This is a genomic window from Microbacterium sp. Cr-K20 (genome assembly GCF_000708325.1).
Classification (GTDB): domain Bacteria; phylum Actinomycetota; class Actinomycetes; order Actinomycetales; family Microbacteriaceae; genus Microbacterium.
Genome location: NZ_JARE01000007.1, coordinates 32,650 through 51,602 on the forward strand (window position 1 = coordinate 32,650; position 18,953 = coordinate 51,602).

16 protein-coding genes and 1 riboswitch are annotated in these 18,953 nt (G+C 69.2%); of the genes, 12 read left to right on the top strand and 4 right to left on the bottom strand.

What is annotated here, in order from left to right:
- Positions 1–13 precede the first annotated feature (13 nt).
- On the bottom strand, positions 14–1,885 hold the full coding sequence (locus GZ67_RS0101930) for an FAD-dependent monooxygenase (protein ID WP_029262340.1): 1,872 nt from the start codon (positions 1,883–1,885) through the stop codon (positions 14–16).
- Between the two features lie 145 nt (positions 1,886–2,030).
- Between GZ67_RS0101930 and GZ67_RS0101935 the strand changes: the two genes are divergently transcribed.
- Complete coding sequence (locus GZ67_RS0101935) at positions 2,031–2,741, top strand: IclR family transcriptional regulator (RefSeq protein WP_029262339.1); 711 nt, start codon at positions 2,031–2,033, stop codon at positions 2,739–2,741.
- Between the two features lie 92 nt (positions 2,742–2,833).
- On the opposite strand, the gene GZ67_RS0101940 is transcribed toward GZ67_RS0101935, so the two are convergent.
- Positions 2,834–4,213 (bottom strand): MFS transporter, encoded by a 1,380-nt coding sequence (locus GZ67_RS0101940; protein WP_029262338.1) that lies wholly within the window; start codon positions 4,211–4,213, stop codon positions 2,834–2,836.
- A 154-nt stretch (positions 4,214–4,367) separates the two neighbouring features.
- Here GZ67_RS0101940 and GZ67_RS0101945 point away from each other — a divergent pair, with 154 nt between their 5' ends.
- The 8 genes from GZ67_RS0101945 to GZ67_RS0101980 all read left to right on the top strand — a co-directional run bounded on the left by GZ67_RS0101945 (position 4,368) and on the right by GZ67_RS0101980 (position 12,245).
- A complete protein-coding gene (locus tag GZ67_RS0101945; RefSeq protein WP_029262337.1) occupies positions 4,368–5,888 on the top strand; it encodes a fumarylacetoacetate hydrolase family protein in 1,521 nt (506 codons plus the stop codon).
- Positions 5,885–6,568 (top strand): GntR family transcriptional regulator, encoded by a 684-nt coding sequence (locus tag GZ67_RS0101950; RefSeq protein ID WP_029262336.1) that lies wholly within the window; start codon positions 5,885–5,887, stop codon positions 6,566–6,568. The genes GZ67_RS0101945 and GZ67_RS0101950 overlap by 4 nt, the downstream gene beginning before the upstream one ends.
- Positions 6,565–8,061 (top strand): 5-carboxymethyl-2-hydroxymuconate semialdehyde dehydrogenase, encoded by a 1,497-nt coding sequence (gene hpaE, locus GZ67_RS0101955; protein WP_029262335.1) that lies wholly within the window; start codon positions 6,565–6,567, stop codon positions 8,059–8,061. Before GZ67_RS0101950 ends, hpaE begins: the two co-directional genes overlap by 4 nt.
- A 33-nt stretch (positions 8,062–8,094) precedes the next feature.
- On the top strand, positions 8,095–9,258 hold the full coding sequence (gene hpaD / locus GZ67_RS0101960) for a 3,4-dihydroxyphenylacetate 2,3-dioxygenase (protein WP_029262334.1): 1,164 nt from the start codon (positions 8,095–8,097) through the stop codon (positions 9,256–9,258).
- A 9-nt stretch (positions 9,259–9,267) separates the two neighbouring features.
- Positions 9,268–10,053, top strand: a complete 786-nt coding sequence (locus tag GZ67_RS0101965; protein ID WP_029262333.1) for a fumarylacetoacetate hydrolase family protein — start codon at positions 9,268–9,270, stop codon at positions 10,051–10,053.
- The gene (locus GZ67_RS0101970) at positions 10,038–10,838 is read left to right on the top strand and encodes an HpcH/HpaI aldolase family protein (RefSeq protein ID WP_029262332.1); all 801 of its coding nucleotides are present in this window, start codon (positions 10,038–10,040) and stop codon (positions 10,836–10,838) included. Before GZ67_RS0101965 ends, GZ67_RS0101970 begins: the two co-directional genes overlap by 16 nt.
- Before the next feature lie 62 nt (positions 10,839–10,900).
- Positions 10,901–11,620 (top strand): DUF6882 domain-containing protein, encoded by a 720-nt coding sequence (locus GZ67_RS0101975; protein ID WP_029262331.1) that lies wholly within the window; start codon positions 10,901–10,903, stop codon positions 11,618–11,620.
- A 58-nt stretch (positions 11,621–11,678) separates the two neighbouring features.
- Entirely contained in the window at positions 11,679–12,245 is a 567-nt protein-coding gene (locus tag GZ67_RS0101980; protein WP_029262330.1) for a hypothetical protein, read from the top strand.
- 85 nt (positions 12,246–12,330) lie between these two features.
- Here GZ67_RS0101980 and GZ67_RS0101985 read toward each other — a convergent pair whose 3' ends face one another.
- Both GZ67_RS0101985 and glyA read right to left on the bottom strand, forming a co-directional pair.
- Positions 12,331–13,209 carry a bifunctional methylenetetrahydrofolate dehydrogenase/methenyltetrahydrofolate cyclohydrolase gene (locus tag GZ67_RS0101985; protein ID WP_029262329.1) on the bottom strand — a complete coding sequence of 293 codons (879 nt, stop codon included), beginning with the start codon at positions 13,207–13,209 and terminating at the stop codon, positions 12,331–12,333.
- Positions 13,206–14,480, bottom strand: coding sequence for a serine hydroxymethyltransferase (glyA, locus tag GZ67_RS0101990; protein WP_029262328.1), 1,275 nt, complete (start codon positions 14,478–14,480; stop codon positions 13,206–13,208). Before glyA ends, GZ67_RS0101985 begins: the two co-directional genes overlap by 4 nt.
- Before the next feature lie 40 nt (positions 14,481–14,520).
- A riboswitch (ZMP/ZTP riboswitch) is annotated at positions 14,521–14,605 on the bottom strand.
- A gap of 107 nt (positions 14,606–14,712) precedes the next feature.
- On the opposite strand from glyA, the gene GZ67_RS0101995 reads away from it, so the two are divergent.
- The 3 genes from GZ67_RS0101995 to GZ67_RS0102005 all read left to right on the top strand — a co-directional run.
- Entirely contained in the window at positions 14,713–16,224 is a 1,512-nt protein-coding gene (locus GZ67_RS0101995; protein WP_029273739.1) for a family 20 glycosylhydrolase, read from the top strand.
- Entirely contained in the window at positions 16,221–17,393 is a 1,173-nt protein-coding gene (locus GZ67_RS0102000; protein WP_029262325.1) for an N-acetylglucosamine-6-phosphate deacetylase, read from the top strand. The genes GZ67_RS0101995 and GZ67_RS0102000 overlap by 4 nt, the downstream gene beginning before the upstream one ends.
- 685 nt (positions 17,394–18,078) lie before the next feature.
- Positions 18,079–18,953: sigma-70 family RNA polymerase sigma factor (locus GZ67_RS0102005; protein ID WP_197024968.1), on the top strand; the 875-nt coding region annotated here is incomplete at its 3' end.

The window sequence follows — 18,953 nt, forward strand, 5'->3', positions numbered from 1 at the left end:
ATGCCGAGGAGATTCAGCGGGCCGGGAGCAGCGCCCCGTCGAGGAACCCGGCGAGCTCGTCCACCGCGTCCAGCGGCAGGATCGCCGCTACGTACTGGTCGGGTCGCACGACGACCACCACGCCGTCGCGCGAGAGCTCTCGCGCCGCGAAGATGTCGGTCTCGGTCCACTTGCTGGGACCCGCCGCATAGACCTTCTCCCAGTCGGTGAGGCCGAGCGGACCGGTCTTCGGCTGGAACAGGTCCGGCGCCGAGGTGACCTCCACCTCCTCGAAGGGCTGCTGGTACACGGCCTTCACGTCGAACACGGCGTCGACGTCGGCATCCGCGGGAGTGAAGCGCGCGAACAACGGGGCGACCTCGGCGGCCCAGGCGGCGAGCGCCTCGCCGGTGCGGTCGCCGAAGGCGTACACGCGCCAGCGGCCGTCCGCCTTCGCGTGGTGTCCGAGGTGGGTGACGTTGCCGTCGCCCACGCGCATGACCTCGGCCGACTTGAAGCGCTTGCCGAGGGGGTAGCCGACGGCGAGCGCCTGGTGGGCGTCGGTGCCGGTGATCATCGACGAGGTGTACTGCGTCATGAAGCCCGACGGGAACTCGGCCGTCGCGAGGTAGTAGGTCGCGAGGTCGCCGGGGTCGGAGATCTCCTCGGGCTTGCGCGCCATCAGGCTCGACCACTCGCGGTCGAAGTCGATGAGCTGCTGCGCCACCGGACGTCGTTCCGCGCCGTACGTCGCCAGGAGCGCCTCCGGGGCGCGCCCCGTGAGCACCGAGCCGAGCTTCCAGCCGAGGTTGAAGCCGTCCTGCATCGAGACGTTCATGCCCTGGCCCGCCTTGGCGCTGTGCGTGTGGCAGGCGTCGCCGGTGAGGAAGACGCGCGGCGTGCGTCCCGACTCGTCGATCACGTCGTCGAACCCGTCGGTGACGCGGTGGCCGACCTCGTAGACGCTGTGCCAGGCGACCTCACGCACATCGAGGGTGTAGGGGTGGAGGATCTCGTTGGCGCGGCGGATGATCTCCTCGATCGGCGTCTGCCGCACCCGGTGGTCGTCATCGGCGGCGACTTCGCCCAGGTCGATGTACATGCGAGAGAGATAGCCGCCCTCCCTCGGGATGTGCAGGATGTTGCCGGCCTCGGAGTTGATGGCGCACTTGGTCCGCCAGTCCGGGAAGTCGGTGTTGACGAGCACGTCCATCACGCCCCATGCGTGCGCGGCCGAGGCACCGACGTGCGTGCGCCCGATCGCCTGGCGCACGCCGCTGCGGGCGCCGTCGCACCCGGCGACGAACTTGGTGCGGATCGTCCGCTCCTCCCCTGCGCGCTCCCCCACGACGTAGCGGATGCGGACCTCGACCGGGTACTCGCCTTCCTCGTGCACGGTGAGCCCCACGAACTCGACTCCGTAGTCGGGGGCGATGCGGCCGGGGCCGTTCGCGGCCGCCTCGGCGAAGTAGTCCAGCACGCGCGCCTGGTTCACGATCAGGTGCGGGAACTCGCAGATGTCGTACGCGTAGTCGGCCGTGCGCGAGGTGCGGACGATCTCGTCGCGCTTGTCGGGGTTCGGGCCCCAGAAGTTCATCCAGCCGATGTTGTAGGCCTCGGCGATGATCCGCTCGGCGAATCCGAACGCCTGGAAGGTCTCGACACTGCGCGGCTGGATCCCGTCGGCCTGTCCCAACGGGAGGCGGCCGTCGCGCTTCTCGATGATGCGGGTGGAGATGCCGGGGTACTGCGACATCTGGGCGGCGAGGAGCATCCCGGCAGGTCCGGAGCCGACGATCAGCACGTCGATCTCATCGGGGAGGTCGGTCGGCCGGTCGAGCCCGACGCCGGCGGCGTCCTGCACGCGCGGGTCTGCGGAGACGTAGCCGTGGTGGTGGAACTGCATCGTCGTCGATTCCTTCCGGACTTCTTCGTCGGTCCTGCGCTTCGGGTCTTGCGCTCGGGGGATGTGTGTTCTATATTCGAACACACTGTTCTACTATTGAACACAGCCTAAACCGCCGCGCCGGTGACCGCAAGGGAGCGCACGCATGCCCGAGACCCCGAGCACCTCCCCCGCATCGCAGACGCTGAGCCGCGGCATCCGCATCCTCGAAGTCCTCGCCGACGCCCGCGGCCCCCTCACGATCGACGAGATCGCGACCCGTCTCGGCGTGCATCGCTCGATCGCCTACCGCCTGCTGCGCACGCTCGAGGACCACGGCCTCGTCACGCGGGACGCGGCCGGGGCGGTGAGCCTCGGCGCGCGGATGGCGGCACTCGCGGCCGGCGTCGCGCACGATCTGCAGGCCGAAGCACTCCCCGAACTCACCGCTATCGCCAACGAGCTCGGGATGACGTGCTTCCTCGCCGTCCTCGACGGGGCCGAGTGCATCACGCTGGCCAGCGTCGAACCGCGGCATGCCGTCGCGAGCGTCGCCCAGCGCCCCGGCGCCCGGCATCCGATCACCGTCGGCGCCCCGGGCAAAGCGATTCTCGCTCAATTGCCGAGCACCGAATGGCCCGCCGAAGCGCCCGCGTCATTGCCCGCGGACGTGGAGGCGACGAAGCTCCGCGGTTACGCCACCAGCCATGACGAGGTCATCCCCACCGTGCAATCCGTTGCCGTGCCGCTGGTCCTGCGGAGTCAGCGCCTGGCCGCGATCGCCGTGGTGCATGTGGCGACGGATCTCGACGACGCCCAGATCGCCGCACGACTGCACCGCTCGGCCGCCGTCATCCGTGAGGCCCTCGACGGCTGACGACCCGGTCGAGGCGAGGGCGAGGGCGGAACGACGAGAGCGTGCGCCCACCGGGGACGCACGCTCTCGATCGGATTCCGCGAACAGGCCGCTCAGGCCTTCGCGAGCCCGTAGATCGGGCTGACGGACTGCTCCTCTTCATGGTCCGGACCGAGCGGGATACCGGAGCGGTCGCGCAGCAGGAGCGTGGCGACCAGGCCGATCAGCGTCATCCCGGCGAGGTACCAGGTGACAGCGTCGGTCGAGCCCGTGGCACTCACGATGGCCGTGGCGATGGTCGGCGCGAAGGCCCCACCCGCGATGGCACCGATCGCGTAGGAGATCGAGACGCCCGAGAACCGGATGCTCGCGGGGAACAGCTCGGCGTAGAGCGCCGCCTGCGGGCCGTAGGTGAAGCCGAGACCGATCGTCAGGATCGCGAGACCGGCGAACAGGAGTCCGATCTCACCGGTGTTCACGAGGGGGAACAGCGTGAATACGCCGACCAGCTGCAGCACCCAGCCGATGACGTACGTCGTTCGGCGCCCGATGCGGTCGGACAGCCAGCCGGCCAGGAGCGTCGTGAGCAGCCACGTGACGGCGGAGCCCGCGACGGCCCAGAGCACCGGACCGCGCTCGAGGCCGATCGCCCCCTCGGGGTTCGTGGCGTAGCCCTGGATGTACCCGCCGGTGGTCATGTAGCCGACCGCATTGTTGCCGGCGAACACGAGCGCCGCGATGATCACGAGCAGCAGGTGCTTGCGGAACAGCTGCGCGATCGGCATCCGCGCCTTCTCCTTGCGCGCGGCGAGCTCGGTGAAGACCGGGCTCTCCTCGACCTTGCGACGCACGTAGTAGCCGACGAGGATCAGCACCACGCTGAGGAGAAACGGCACGCGCCACCCCCAGATCGCGAACTGGTCGCCGGGGGCGATCACGGTCATCAGCGCCATCACGCCGGAGGCGAGCAGCAGGCCGAGGGGAACGCCGATCTGCGGCGAAGCCCCGAAGATGCCGCGCTTCTTGCGCGGAGCGTGCTCGACCGCCATCAGCACAGCGCCACCCCACTCGCCACCGGCCGAGATGCCCTGGATGATGCGCAGGAGCACCAGCAGGATCGGCGCCATGATGCCGATCGTCTCGTATGTCGGGAGCAGGCCGATGAGGGCGGTCGCCGCACCCATCAGGATCAGCGTCCACATGAGCACGGTCTTGCGTCCGAGCTTGTCGCCGTAGTGTCCGGCGAGGAACGCGCCGAGCGGCCGGAAGAGGAAGCTCACGCCGACGGTGGCGAAGGCGATGAGCGCGCTGTCCGCGCCGAGCGGCTCGAAGAACAGCTGGCCGAACACGAGTCCGACCGCCGTCGCGTAGATGAAGAAGTCGTACCACTCGACGGTGGTGCCGACGACCGTGGCGAAGACGACGCGGCGCCGATCGGCCGCTGTCGCGATGGTTCCGGTGGGTGTGAACCCATCCTGTGACTGCCCGCTCATGGGGTGTCTCCTTTGGTTGTGACCGCATTGTCACGGCGTGCAGCGGATGCGGATCCGGAGTGCTTGCCGAGGGGTGAACCGATGATATATGATTTCGAATACGACGCACAAGGCGTCCTGCACGACAACGCAGACGAGCGCGAGGAGGCGCCCCGTGACGGATACCATCGACCGCCCCGGCAAGATCATCGCGATCCACCTGAGCTATGCCTCGCGCGCCGACCAGCGCGGCCGGCGTCCCGCTTCCCCCTCCTATTTCTTCAAGCCGGCCAGCTCCGTCGGCGTCTCGGGCGGTTCGGTCGAACGCCCCGCCGGCACCGAGCTGCTCGCCTTCGAGGGAGAGATCGCCCTCGTGATCGGCACGGCAGCCCGCCGCGTCTCGCTCGACGACGCCTGGGCGCACGTGGGGTGGGTCACCGCGTCGAACGATCTCGGACTGTACGACCTCCGCGCGAACGACAAGGGCTCGAACGTCCGCTCCAAGGGCGGCGACGGCTACACCCCTCTCGGCCCCGAGCTGATCGATGCCCGCACCGTCGACCCCGCCGCCCTCCGCGTGCGCTCCTGGGTCAACGGCGAACTCCGCCAGGACGACACCACGGCTGGGCTCATCTTCCCGCTCGCGCAGCTCGTGGCCGACCTCTCCCAGCACTTCACGCTCGAGCCGGGCGACGTCATCCTCACGGGCACCCCCGCGGGATCCTCGGTCATCGTCCCCGGCGACGTCGTCGAGGTCGAGGTGGATGCTCCCGATGCTCCCGGCGCACCGACCTCCGGCCGCCTGGTCACCACCGTGACCCAGGGCGATGTCCCGTTCGACGGCGACCTCGGCTCACTTCCCGCCGTCGACGACCTGCAGCGCACCGAGGCGTGGGGCTCGGCCGAGGCTGCCGGGCTCGCGCCCCCCACCGGTGAGGGGTCGCAGAATGCCGCGCTCCCCCCTGCCGCCGCGGCGATTCCTGACCCTTCACGCCTCTCCCCCGAGCTGCGCGCCCTGCTCCTCGAAGCTCCGACGGCGGGGCTCTCCGCCCAGCTCCGCAAGCGCGGACACCACTCCTGCTTCATCGACGGGGTGTCGGTGAACATCCCCGGCAGCAAGATCGTCGGCACCGCGAAGACCCTGCGGTTCGTGCCGTTCCGCGAAGACCTGTTCAAGGCCCACGGCGGCGGGTACAACGCCCAGAAGCGGGCGTTCGATGCTGTGGGGGACGGCGAGATCATCGTGATCGAGGCCCGCGGCGATGCCACCACCGGCACACTGGGCGACATCCTCGCCCTGCGCGCGAAGGCCCGCGGTGCCGCCGGCGTCGTGACCGACGGCGGGGTCCGCGACTTCGACGCGGTCGCCGAGATCGGACTCCCCGTGTTCTCGCAGGGCGCGCACCCCTCAGTCCTCGGCCGCAAGCACGTGCCGTGGGACGTGGATGTCACCATCTCCTGCGGCGGTGCGACCGTGCAGCCGGGCGACATCATCGTCGGTGACAGCGACGGCGTGATCGTCATCCCGCCGTCCCTGGCGGCCGAGGTCGCGGCCGACGCGGTCGCGCAAGAGGTCGAAGACGCCTGGATCGCCGAGCAGGTCGCCGCCGGCCACCCGGTCGACGGACTGTTCCCGCTCAACGCCGAGTGGCGCGCCCGCTACGAGGAAGCCACGGCCCACCGGAGCTCCCGATGACGATGACGACGGCCAGCAAGTCCGAGGTCGCGTACGAGTGGATCCGCTCGCGCATCACGGGACACATGTTCAGCCCCGGCTACCGGTTGGTGCTGGGCTCGATCGCCGAAGACCTCAAGATGAGCGTCGTCCCCGTGCGCGAGGCGATCCGCCGCCTCGAAGCCGAGGGGCTCGTCACGTTCGAGCGCAATGTCGGAGCGCGGGTGACACTCGTCGACGAGAGCGAATACGCCCACACGATGCAGACGCTCGGCCTGGTCGAGGGGTGCGCCACCGCGCTCTCCGCTCCCCTGCTCGACGAGTCGGCCCTCGAAGAGGCCGCCCGCATCAACGAGCGGATGGCGCAGATGCTCGACCACCTCGACGCCCACGCCTTCACCGAGCTCAACCGCCAGTTCCACTCGGTGCTGTTCGAGCCGTGCCCCAACCCTCATCTGCTCGACCTGGTGCACCGCGGCTGGTCTCGGCTCTCCGGCATCCGCGACACGACCTTCGCGTCAGTCCCCGGACGCGCCCAGCACTCGGTCGAGGAGCACACCCAGATCCTCGAGCTCATCCGCGCGGGCGCCGACCCGCTCGAGATCGAACTCGCCGCCCGCAACCACCGCTGGCGCACGATGGACGCGTTCCTCGACGCCCTGCACACCCGTTCCGCCCAGACGACCGGAGAACACTCATGACCGATTCGCGCATCCCCGCCGACCTCCCCGACCACATCCAGCACTACATAGACGGCGCGTTCGTCGATTCCGTCGACGGCGACACCTTCGACGTGCTCGACCCGGTCACCAACCAGACCTACACGACGGCCGCCGCCGGCAAGAAGGCCGACATCGATCTCGCCGTCGCCGCCGCCAAGCGCGCCTTCGATGAAGGACCCTGGCCGCGGATGCTCCCCCGCGAGCGCTCGCGCGTGCTGCACCGCATCGCCGACCTCGTCGAGTCCCGCGACGCGCGCCTCGCTGAGCTCGAGTCGTACGACTCCGGTCTTCCGATCACGCAGGCGCTCGGTCAGGCCCGCCGCGCCGCGGAGAACTTCCGCTTCTTCGCCGACCTGATCGTCGCGCAGTCCGACGACGCCTTCAAGGTGCCCGGGCGCCAGATGAACTACGTCAACCGCAAGCCGATCGGCGTCGCCGGCCTCATCACGCCGTGGAACACCCCCTTCATGCTCGAGTCCTGGAAGCTCGGCCCCGCACTGGCGACCGGCAACACGGTCGTGCTCAAGCCCGCCGAATTCACGCCGCTCTCGGCCTCGCTCTGGGCCGGCATCTTCGAAGAGGCAGGTCTCCCCCAGGGTGTCTTCAACCTCGTGAACGGCCTCGGCGAAGACGCGGGCGACGCTCTCGTGAAGCACCCCGACGTGCCGCTCATCTCCTTCACGGGCGAGAGTTCGACCGGCCAGCTGATCTTCGGCAACGCCGCGCCCTTCCTCAAGGGCCTGTCGATGGAGCTCGGCGGCAAGTCCCCCGCCGTCGTCTTCGCCGATGCCGATCTCGAAGCCGCGGTCGATGCCACGATCTTCGGCGTCTTCTCCCTCAACGGCGAGCGCTGCACGGCCGGATCGCGCATCCTCGTCGAGCGTTCGATCTACGAGGAGTTCGTCGAGCGCTACGCGGCGCAGGCGAAGCGCGTCAAGGTCGGCTACCCGCACGATCCGGCCACCGAGGTCGGCGCGCTCGTGCACCCCGAGCACTACGAGAAGGTGATGAGCTACGTCGAGATCGGCAAGACGGAAGGACGTCTGGTCGCCGGCGGCGGTCGCCCCGAGGGCTTCGACGAGGGCAACTTCGTCGCGCCGACCGTGTTCGCCGATGTCTCCCCCGACGCCCGGATCTTCCAGGAGGAGATCTTCGGCCCGGTCGTCGCGATCACGCCGTTCGACTCCGACGAGGAGGCGCTGTCCCTCGCGAACAACACCAAGTACGGGCTCGCCGCCTACATCTGGACCAACGACCTCAAGCGCGCACACAACTTCGCGCAGTCGGTCGAGGCCGGCATGGTGTGGCTGAACAGCAACAACGTGCGCGACCTGCGCACCCCGTTCGGAGGCGTGAAGGCCTCGGGCCTCGGTCATGAGGGCGGCTACCGCTCGATCGACTTCTACACCGACCAGCAGAGCGTGCACATCACGCTCGGCGGTGCCCACAACCCGACCTTCGGCAAGAACTGAAACCCGTCTGCCCGATCACGCAAGGACGCTGACATGACACACCGCGAAGACATGACCCTGACCTCCTCCGGCTTCTACGTCTCCCAGGAGGCGCCGATCCACTCGGAGAACCCCGTGGCGACACCGAAGAGCACGCCGCCGGACATCCTCCGCTGCGCGTACATGGAGCTCGTGGTCACCGACCTCGCGGCCTCCCGTCAGTTCTACGTCGACGTGCTGGGTCTCTACGTGACAGCAGAAGACGACGAGGCGCTCTACCTGCGCTCGACCGAGGAGTTCATCCATCACAACCTCGTGCTGCGCAAGGGACCGATCGCCGCTGTCGCCGCCTTCTCGTACCGGGTCCGCACGCCCGAAGACCTCGACCGCGCCGTCGAGTTCTACACGGAGCTCGGCTGCGACGTGCGTCGGAACGAGAACGGCTTCGTCAAGGGCATCGGCGACTCCGTGCGCGTGGTCGACCCGCTCGGCTTCCCGTACGAGTTCTTCTACGCCACCGAGCACGTCGAGCGGATGTCGTGGCGCTATGACCTCCATATCCCGGGCGAACTGGTGCGTCTCGACCACTTCAACCAGGTCACCCCCGACGTGCCGCGCGCGGTCGGCTTCATGCAGGACCTCGGATTCCGGGTCACGGAAGACATCCAGGACGAGGAGGGCACCGTGTACGCCGCGTGGATGCGCCGCAAGCCCACCGTGCACGACACCGCCATGACCGGCGGCGACGGGCCCCGCATGCACCACGTGTGCTTCGCGACGCACGAGAAGCACAACATCCTCGCGATCTGCGACAAGCTCGGCGCGCTCCGCCGCTCCGATGCGATCGAGCGCGGCCCCGGCCGCCACGGCGTCTCGAACGCGTTCTACCTGTACCTGCGCGACCCCGACGGACACCGCGTCGAGGTGTACACGCAGGACTACTACACGGGCGACCCCGACAACCCGGTCGTCACCTGGGACGTGCACGACAACCAGCGCCGCGACTGGTGGGGGAACCCCGTCGTCCCGTCCTGGTACACGGATGCCTCGCTCGTGCTCGACCTCGACGGCAACCCGCAGCCGGTCGTCGCCCGCACCGACTCCAGCGAGATGGCGGTGACCATCGGCGCCGACGGCTTCTCGTACACCCGCGCCGAGGACGACAAGGACATGCCCGAGTACAAGCAGGGCGAGTACAAGCTCGGCCACCAGCTCTAGGAGGCACCGATGCTGTCAGACGCGACCATCTCGGCGATCGCGGCGGAGCTCGCCGAAGCCGATCGCACGCACAGCGTGATCCCGCGCATCACCGCACGGTACCCGGAGGCGACGGTCGAGGACTCGTATGCGATCCAGGGGGTCTGGCGCGACCAGAACCTCGCGGCGGGTCGTCGGCTCGTCGGACGCAAGATCGGGCTGACGTCCAAGGCGATGCAGCAGGCGACGGGCATCACCGAGCCGGACTACGGCGTGATGTTCGACGACACGGTCTACGAGTCCGGCGCCGAGATCCCGGTGGGCCACTTCTCGAACGTGCGCATCGAGGTCGAGTTGGCCTTCGTGCTGAAGAGCCCACTGGAAGGCCCCGACTGCACTCTCGAAGACGCCCTCGCGGCGATCGACTATGCCGTGCCGGCCCTCGAGGTGCTCAACTCGCACATCGAGCTGGAGGGTCGGACGATCGTCGACACGATCAGCGACAACGCGGCGTACGGGGCGATGGTGCTCGGCACGGTCCACAAGCGCCCCGATGAGATCGACCTGCGCTGGGTACCGGGCGTCCTGTCCCGCAACGGCGAGATCGAGGAGACCGGCGTCGCCGCCGGAGTGCTCGGCCATCCGGCCACCGGCGTGGCCTGGCTCGCGAACAAGTTCCATCAGCACGGCGCGCGTCTCGAAGCAGGCGAGATCATCCTGGCAGGATCGTTCACGCGCCCGATGTGGGTGTCGCGTGGCGATGAAGTGCTGTGCGATTACGGACCGATGGGAACAATCGCATGCCGCTTCGTCTAGACCCCTCCTTCCGCGAACAGCTCGCGGACTCCGATCACCCGTTCGTGGGCATGTGGGTCTGCTCCGGCAGCCCGCTTCTCGCGGAGGTCGCTGCAGGGTCCGGGCTCGACTGGCTGCTGATCGACATGGAGCACTCGGCGAACACGCTCGACTCCGTGCTGCAGCAGCTGCAGGCCGTCGCCGCCTATCCGATCGCCCCGCTCGTGCGCGTGCCGTCGAACGACACGGTCGCGATCAAGCAGATCCTCGATCTCGGGGCACAGAATCTGATCGTCCCGATGGTCTCCTCAGCCGATGAGGCCCGCGCCGCCGTGGCCGCCACCCGCTACCCGCCGGAGGGCGTACGCGGAGTGGGAAGCGCCCTGGCCCGCAGCGCCCGGTGGAACCGCGTCGATCGGTATCTGCAGGAGTCCGCGCAGCACGTCTCGCTGACCGTGCAGATCGAGACGGCCGCAGGGGTCGAGGCCGCAGCCGACATCGCCGCGGTCGACGGCGTGGATGCCGTCTTCGTCGGACCGTCCGACCTGTCAGCTTCGATGGGGCTCCTCGGGCAGCAGACGCATCCCGATGTGACGGCGTCCGTCGAGAAGGTGTTCGCGGCGGTCAAGGCCGCGGGCAAGGCCGTCGGCGTGAACGCGTTCGACCCCGCCGCCGCTGATGCCTACCTCGCCGCGGGCGCGGACTTCGTGGCCGTGGGTGCGGATGTCGCCCTGCTGGCCCGCGCATCCGAGGCGCTGGCGGCGCGATTCATCGCCGCGGACGGGGCGGCGCGCGCCAGCTACTGAGCCGCTCACACGAACGGTGTGCGAGCTAGCGGATTCATAGCATTTCCGGCGAGACTGTCGGCATGACCTTCGCCGCGCTCCAGCCCCTCGCCGACCGTGCCGCCCTCTTCGTCGCACTCCGACAGGACGTCCTCTCCGCCGCCGCCGACGCGCTCGGTGAGCACCGCTGGGACGCGGACATGGCGGCCGGCACGCTCACCTTCGCGGCGAACGACGACCCCTCGAAGCAGTTCGTCGCCCGCGCGCACCTGATCGCGACGATCGCGCCGGGCCCCCGTTCGCTGCTGTGGGCCTGGGCGCACCCCAACGGGGACCCGCAGGGCGTCGCCGCTCAGCTGCACGCATACGGCGCCGAGCACGGCATCGCGGAGTTGACGAACTCGGAAGTGCCGTTCCCCGAGGGCGCGGGCGACGACGACTGGATCGCGCAGGCGGCGCACACCATCGGCGGCGTCGCCGTCGAGCTGACCGGACGCTCCCCGTACTACTCCGCGCCCGTCGGCAACGGCACCCGCGCGGTGTTCCTGCTCGACGCACCGCTCGCACCGCTCACCGTCGCCGACGCGGTCGTCGCCCTCCCCCGTGTGCTCGCCGGAGCAGACCTGCCCGACGCCCGCACCGCGGTCTGGGACCTCGCCCGACTCGCCGGCTGGACCCTGACCTGGACCGACGAGGCCTTCTCGGGCGCGTCCGTGTCGGACACCACCGGCACGGCGACGTTCCGGTTCGACGAGCAGGCCCGCATCAGCGGCATCGAGAGCACGCTGCGCCCACAGGGCTGACCCGCGCGCGAAAGCTGCTCCCCCTCCACGCCACCGCGATCTATGGGATTCTGGTCGCATGAAGAACGGAATCGTCCGGTTCGCCGCGCTCTACGTGTTCAACGTCGCGGTGCTGCTCCTGATCGGTCTGCTGCTGCCCGGCGTCTCCGTCGGGTTCAATGCGCTGTGGGCATCGGTCATCCTGACCCTCGCCGCACTCTTCGTGAAGCCGCTGATCGCCGGTGCCTTCCGCAAGTCCGCCGCGAAGTCGGCCGCCGAACGCACGAAGACCGGCGAGAAGATCGTCCAGTACGTGCTCGTCTACCTCGTCGAGCTCATCGTCTGGGTGCTCACGGTGTGGCTGAGCGGCGTGCGCGCCTCGGGTTTCTGGGCGTTCGTGCTGCCGCCGCTCGCCCTGCTGTTCGGCTGGATGATCTACGACCAGATCGACGACCGGATGCGGGCCAAGGCCGCGGAGATCTACGACTCCGTGCAGGCGCGGGTGAAGGGCGGACGCTCGAAGTCCGCACCCGCGACGGCCTCCACGACGGCCGCACCCGAGTCCCCCGAGACGACCGCGGCCCGCGACGAGCTCAACGACGGACTCACGCCCGAGCAGCGACGGATGCTCGACGAACTCGGCTGACCGGCCTCACCTCGCAGTCAAACGACGATGTCGCAGGAATCTCACGGATTCCTGCGACATCGTGCGTATCTGCGGCGGCCGGCGGCTACACGACCCGCTCGGCGGCCTCGACGACATTCGTCATGAGCAGGGCGACCGTCATCGGCCCCACACCGCCGGGGTTCGGCGAGATGTAACCAGCGACATCCGCGACGCCGGGGGCGACGTCACCGAAGACCAGGCTCTTGCCGGTCTCCGGGTGCGTCTCGCGCGTCACGCCGACGTCGAGCACGGCGGCACCGGGCTTGACGTCCTCGGCGCGGATCAGGTGCTTGACGCCGGCCGCAGCCACGATCACGTCCGCCTCACGCAGGTACTGCGGCATGTCGACGGTGCCGGTGTGCGTCAGCGTGACCGTCGCGTTGAGGTCGCGGCGGGTGAGCAGCAGCCCGATGGAACGGCCGATGGTGACGCCGCGCCCGACCACGACCACGTGCTTGCCCTTGAGGTCGTAGTCGTTGCGCAGCAGCAGCTCGATCACGCCGCGCGGCGTGCAGGGCAGCGGCGTGTGGATCGGACCGTTGACGTTCAGCACGAGTCGGCCGAGGTTGGTCGGGTGCAGTCCGTCGGCATCCTTCGCCGGATCGATCCGCTCCAGGATGGCGTCGGTGTCGAGGTGCTTCGGCAGCGGGAGCTGCACGATGTAGCCGTGGCACGCGGGGTCGGCGTTGAGCTCGTCGATCAGCGCCTCGACCTCGGCCTGGGTCGCATCCGCCGGCAGCTCGCGCTGGATCGAGTTCATCCCGATCGCCTCGGACTGCCGATGCTTCATGCCCACGTACAGCTGCGATGCCGGGTCTGCACCGACGAGCACCGTCGCGATGCCCGGGGTGACGCCCCGCTCCTTCAGCGCCGCGACGCGTTCCGTGAGTTCGGCACGGATCGCTGCCGACGCTGCCTTCCCGTCGAGGATCTTCGCCGTCACTGCTGCAGGTCCGGGTAGAGGGGGAACGCGGCGGCCAGGGCGTCGACGCGGGCGCGCAGCGACTCCACATCCGCACCCGGGAGCAGCGCGAGGGCGATGATGTCGGCGACCTCGGTGAACTCGGCGTCACCGAAGCCGCGGGTCGCGAGCGCCGGCGTGCCGACGCGCAGACCCGAGGTCACCATCGGCGGACGCGGGTCGTTCGGAACGGCGTTGCGGTTCACGGTGATGTGGATGTCGTGCAGCAGGTCTTCCGCCTGCTTGCCGTCGATCTCGGCGTCGCGCAGGTCGACCAGCACCAGGTGCACGTCGGTGCCGCCCGAGCGCACCGCGATGCCGGCATCCTTCACGTCCTGCTGCGAAAGGCGCTCGGCGATGAGCTTCGCTCCGCGCAGCACGCGCTCCTGGCGCTCCTTGAATTCCGGGGTGCCGGCGAGCTTGAACGCAGTCGCCTTGGCGGCGATCACGTGCATCAACGGTCCGCCCTGCTGGCCAGGGAAGACCGCGGTGTTGATCTTCTTGGCGAGCTCGGCGTCGTTCGTGAGGATGAAGCCCGAGCGCGGGCCACCGATGGTCTTGTGCACGGTCGAGGAGACGACGTGCGCGTGCGGAACCGGGTTCGGGTGCAGACCCGCGGCGACCAGACCGGCGAAGTGCGCCATGTCCACCCAGAGCAGCGCGCCGACCTCATCGGCGATCTCGCGGAAGGCCGCGAAGTCCATGGTGCGCGGGTAGGCCGACCAGCCGGCGATGATGACCTTGGGCTTGTGCTCGATCGCGAGGCGGCGGACCTCCGCCATGTCGATGGTCGAGGTCTCGGGGTCGACACCGTACGCGACGATGTCGTAGAGCCGGCCGGAGAAGTTGATCTTCATGCCGTGCGTGAGGTGGCCGCCCTGGTCGAGAGACAGACCGAGCAGGGTGTCGCCGGGGCGGGCGATCGCGTGCAGGACCGCGGCGTTCGCCGACGCGCCGGAGTGCGGCTGCACGTTCGCGAACTCGGCGCCGAACAGGCTCTTCGCCCGCTCGATCGCGAGGGACTCCGCGACGTCGACCTCTTCGCAGCCACCGTAGTAGCGGCGGCCGGGGTAGCCCTCGGCGTACTTGTTCGTGAGCACGGAACCCTGCGACTGCAGGATCGAGACGGGAACGAAGTTCTCCGAGGCGATCATCTCGAGGAAGGTCTGCTGACGCTTCAGCTCACGGTCGAGGACCTGTGCGATCTCGGGGTCGACCTCGGCGAGCGGGGCGTTGAAGTAACGGTCGGTCATGGTGACATGCTCCTTTGACGACGGATTCGAAAGGGGTGTTCCTATCGGCCCAGGCGCGCGGTCGAATTCCGTGGTCAGTCGCTCCCCGGTGGTAGTCCACCCAGACGCCAGTCGCGACGGTTACGAGCATAGCGGATGCCCGAGGCGGCGGACGCGGAGACATCGACACCCCGCCACAGAATCGATTCGATTCCCCGTTCCGTTGAGAGGCCGCGGCGGGTAGGTTTTGTTCATGGTCCTTCCTCATCCTCTTCCTCTCGTGCCCGTGCCCGTCTCCGCCGCCGCACGAGAAGGGCGGATGCCCGTCACCGCGACGACGCGCGTGCTCGGCTCCTCCCCCGCCGCCGCCCAACTGATCGACGCGGTGGAGCGCCGCACCGGCATCCGCCTCTCCGTCGCCGACGAGGCCCCCGCCGAGATCGAGCTGTTCGTCGACCCGAATTCGTCGGCGCCGGAGGGCTACACGCTCGAGATCGGTGAGCGGGCCGTCGTCGTCGGAGCCGACGAGGCCGGACTCTTCTACGGCGTGCAGACACTGCTGCAACTGCTCCGGCAGGACGACTCCGGCTGGGCGCTCCTCGGCGCCGACATCGCCGACTCCCCCCGCTTCGCCCGGCGCGGCGTGATGCTCGACGTGGCCCGGCACTTCTTCGGCGTCGACGACGTCAAGAAGTTCATCGACAGCACGAGCGCACTCAAACTCAACCATCTGCACCTCCACCTCAGCGACGACCAGGGGTGGCGTGTGCACATCGACTCCTGGCCGCGGCTCACGGAGCTGTCGGCCGGCACGTCGGCGAACGGTGACCCTGGCGGCTTCTACACGAAGGACGACTACCGGGAGATCGTCGCGTACGCCGCATCCCGGCACATGATCGTGATCCCCGAGATCGACCTCCCCGGTCACACGCACGCGATCGGCGTCGCCTACCCGGAGCTCGTCGAGGAGCCGGTCATGAACGACAACCTGATCGCGGATTCGGAACGCCTCGGCCAGGCGCTGCCGGTCGCCGGCGAGAGCTACCTGGGCTGGGGCGTCGGGCACTCCAGCGTGCGCATCCACGAGGAGCGCACGTACGACTTCGTGCGCGACGTCGTACGCGAGCTGGCCGAGATGACACCCGGTCCGTACATCCACATCGGCGGCGACGAGTCGCTCGGCACGCCCCAGGCGGACTTCGACCTGTTCGCCGAGCGCGCCACCGCGATCGTGGTCGACGCGGGCAAGACACCGGTCGCCTGGCATGAGATGGGATCGGCGGCGAACATCGCCGAGGGCACGGTCGGGCAGTACTGGGGCAAGACGACCCCGGAGGGCGCCCATGCGGAAGAGGCCGCGCACTTCGTCGAGCGCGGCGGCGCACTGATCATGTCCGCGGCCGACGTCACCTACCTCGACATGAAGTACACCGAGGACTTCCCCCTGGGACTCACCTGGGCCGCGATCATCGACGTCCGCTCCGCCTACGAGTGGGAGCCGACCGCGGTCCTCGACGTGCCGGATGCCGCGATCCTCGGCGTCGAAGCGCCGCTGTGGTCCGAGACCACGCGCACACTCGGCGACGTCGAGCAGCTGGTCTTCCCCCGCGTGGCCGCCCAGGCGGAGGTGGCATGGTCGCCGCAGCACGCTCCCGAGCGGGTGTGGGAGTCCTTCCGCGAGCGGGTCGGAGCGCTCGCCCCGCTGTGGAAGGCTGAGGGGGTCGATTTCCACCCCGCAGACGAGATCCCCTGGAGCGAACGTTGAGCACCCACTCCTCCGCGACCGGTTCACTGGTCGTCCATTCGGCCAGGATCGTCGATCGCGGCGAGATCACCGAAGACGGCTGGGTCCGCATCGAGAACGGCACCGTCACGGCTCGCGGCACCGGCGCCGACTGGTCGCCCGCCGATGAGGTCGTCGATGCCGCGGCGGATGCCGGACCCGGCGCCCTGCTCACCCCGGGTTTCATCGATATCCACGGACACGGTGGCGCCGGCGCATCGTTCGACGACGGGGTCGAGGCGATCCGCACCGGGCGCGATCTGCATCGCGCGCACGGCACCACCCGGGCGGTCGTGTCGCTCGTGACGGCGTCGATCGACGCGCTCGCGCGCAACGTCGCCACGATCGCCGACCTGACCGAGACCGATGCGGACATCCTCGGTTCGCACCTCGAAGGACCCTTCCTCGACCCGGGCCACCACGGCGCGCACGAGCCCGCGCTTCTGCGCCACCCGGTTGCGGCCGACGTCGCGCGTCTGCTCGACGCGGGCCGCGGCACGGTCCGGCAGGTGACGATCGCGCCGGAGCTTCCGGGCGGACTCGACGCGATCCGGCAGATCGTGGTCGCCGGATCCGCGGCAGCCGTGGGACACACCGATGCCGACGCGGCGATGGCGGTCGCCGCATTCGAGGCCGGCGCGTCGATCCTCACCCACGCGTTCAATGCGATGCCCGGCATCCACCATCGTGCTCCCGGACCGGTGCTCGCCGCCGCCGCAGATCATCGTGTGGTGCTGGAGGCGATCGCCGACAACGTGCACCTCGACCCGCACGTCATCAAGCTCGTGTTCGACTCCGCGCCCGGCCGAGTGGCCCTCATCACCGACGCCATGGCCGCGGCCGGAAGCGCCGACGGCCACTACGACCTCGGAGCGGTGAGCGTCACGGTCGAGAACGGCGTCGCCCGAACCGATGACACCGGTTCGATCGCCGGGTCGACCCTCACCCAGGATGTCGCGCTGCGACGCACGGTGGCCGCCGGCGTGGACGTCGCTGAAGCCGTGCGGGCCCTCACCGAGACGCCGGCGCGGGCGATCGGCCGCTCCACCGAACTCGGCGGGCTCCGGGTCGGGATGCTCGGAGATGCCGTACTGCTGGATGCCGAGCTGCGCGTCGCACGAGTGTGGTCAGGACCACGGCTGCACGCCTAGAGGCAGCAGAGCATCGCGCGACGCGCAACCCTGCGCTCTCCGGTCGTTCAGGTTCGGGTGGGGGGCCGCCGGTCCCCAGATCGACGGCCCCGTTCCCCTCTCAGAGCCGGTGGCCGGGCTCTCCTCCCCCGAGGATCCCGACCGACCGCTGCCTGAATCCCGCCCCCCGGAGGAATTCGTACGGCTGTCTCTATGGGATGAGACGGCATCCCCACCGATTCATTACGCGACTTCTCGAAAATCTTCGGAAAGCCACCCCGGTCCGAGGACCGATCCACGCGGGAGGCCGCCGGTCCCCAGATCGGCGGTCTCTTCCTCGTGTGCAGAGCTGGGGGGCCGGGCTCTCCTCCCCCGAGGATCCCGACCCGCCCGACCGGTGCATGTCCTTCACACCAGCACCTGAACTCCGCCCCCCGGTGGAGTTCGTACGGCTGTCTCTATGGGATGAGACGGCGACCCCTCGGGTTCATTACGCGACTTCGGAAAAAAGTTCGTGCCGCCGTGCTCCCGCGGGCCGCAGGCTCCCGGTCGGCCTGGCGGGATCCCGTATATCTGTTCAGAATCCGCAGGGAAGGGTGGCTTAGCTGGGAGATTCGCGAGAGAATGATGAAGTCGCGTGATGAGCGGCGCCCTCACGCATCTCACCCTGTAGAGACGTACCCGCGCCCGCGACAGATGGATGATTGTGCACGAAGAGAACACGACTCACGACGAACCGATCGGCGACGCCGACCTGATCCTGCGAGCCCGCTCGGGCGACACAGGCGCGTTCGGCGAACTCTGGCGTCGCCACTATCCGTCCGGCCTCGCGGTCGCTCGCTCGGTCACCTCCTCGATCGACCCGGACGACCTGGTCCAGGAGGCGTACACCCGCATCTACCAGGCGATCCTCAAGGGCGGCGGTCCCAACGGCTCCTTCCGCGCCTACCTCTTCACGAGCATCCGCAACACTGCCGCAGGATGGGGTCGCGCCCGCCGGGAGACCGCGATCGACGAGCTCGACGCCGTCGCCGACCCCGACACCACCGACCAGGCCGCGAACGAGGCGCTCGATCGGAGCCTCACCGCGCAGGCTTTCCGCAGCCTTCCCTCCCGTTGGCAGGAGGTGCTCTGGTACACCGAGATCGAGCAGATGAAGCCGCAGGAAGTCGGACACCTGCTGGGCATGAAATCCGGCGCGGTGTCGCAGCTGGCGTTCCGCGCTCGCGAAGGTCTCCGCGAGGCCTGGATCCAGGCCCATCTGCGCAGCGCCGACGAAGGCTCCGAATGCCAGTGGACGATCGAACATCTCGGTGCCTACTCGCGCGGCAACCTCAGCACTCGTGACCACAAGCGCCTCGAGCTGCACCTCGATGAGTGCGCCCGATGCATGATCGTCGCCGCCGAGGCCAAAGACGTCTCCAAGCGCCTCGCCCTCGTGCTGCTCCCGCTCGTGCTCGGCGTCACCGGCGCGGCCGGATACGTTGCGACGCTGCAGGGCGCCGGCACTCCCATCGTCGCTCTGGCTGCCATGCCGTCCGGCATCCCCGGAGCGGTGTTCGCCGGAGACCCGACGGGTCC

Excerpts from the sequence above, each read along its gene's own strand:
- GZ67_RS0101930 (WP_029262340.1), bottom strand. The coding sequence starts at position 1,885 with ATGCAGTTCCACCACCACGGCTACGTCTCCGCAGACCCGCGCGTGCAG.
- GZ67_RS0101935 (WP_029262339.1), top strand. The coding sequence starts at position 2,031 with ATGCCCGAGACCCCGAGCACCTCCCCCGCATCGCAGACGCTGAGCCGC.
- GZ67_RS0101940 (WP_029262338.1), bottom strand. The coding sequence starts at position 4,213 with ATGAGCGGGCAGTCACAGGATGGGTTCACACCCACCGGAACCATCGCG.
- GZ67_RS0101950 (WP_029262336.1), top strand. The coding sequence starts at position 5,885 with ATGACGATGACGACGGCCAGCAAGTCCGAGGTCGCGTACGAGTGGATC.
- hpaE (WP_029262335.1), top strand. The coding sequence starts at position 6,565 with ATGACCGATTCGCGCATCCCCGCCGACCTCCCCGACCACATCCAGCAC.
- hpaD (WP_029262334.1), top strand. The coding sequence starts at position 8,095 with ATGACACACCGCGAAGACATGACCCTGACCTCCTCCGGCTTCTACGTC.
- GZ67_RS0101965 (WP_029262333.1), top strand. The coding sequence starts at position 9,268 with ATGCTGTCAGACGCGACCATCTCGGCGATCGCGGCGGAGCTCGCCGAA.
- GZ67_RS0101970 (WP_029262332.1), top strand. The coding sequence starts at position 10,038 with ATGCCGCTTCGTCTAGACCCCTCCTTCCGCGAACAGCTCGCGGACTCC.
- GZ67_RS0101975 (WP_029262331.1), top strand. The coding sequence starts at position 10,901 with ATGACCTTCGCCGCGCTCCAGCCCCTCGCCGACCGTGCCGCCCTCTTC.
- GZ67_RS0101980 (WP_029262330.1), top strand. The coding sequence starts at position 11,679 with ATGAAGAACGGAATCGTCCGGTTCGCCGCGCTCTACGTGTTCAACGTC.
- glyA (WP_029262328.1), bottom strand. The coding sequence starts at position 14,480 with ATGACCGACCGTTACTTCAACGCCCCGCTCGCCGAGGTCGACCCCGAG.
- GZ67_RS0101995 (WP_029273739.1), top strand. The coding sequence starts at position 14,713 with ATGGTCCTTCCTCATCCTCTTCCTCTCGTGCCCGTGCCCGTCTCCGCC.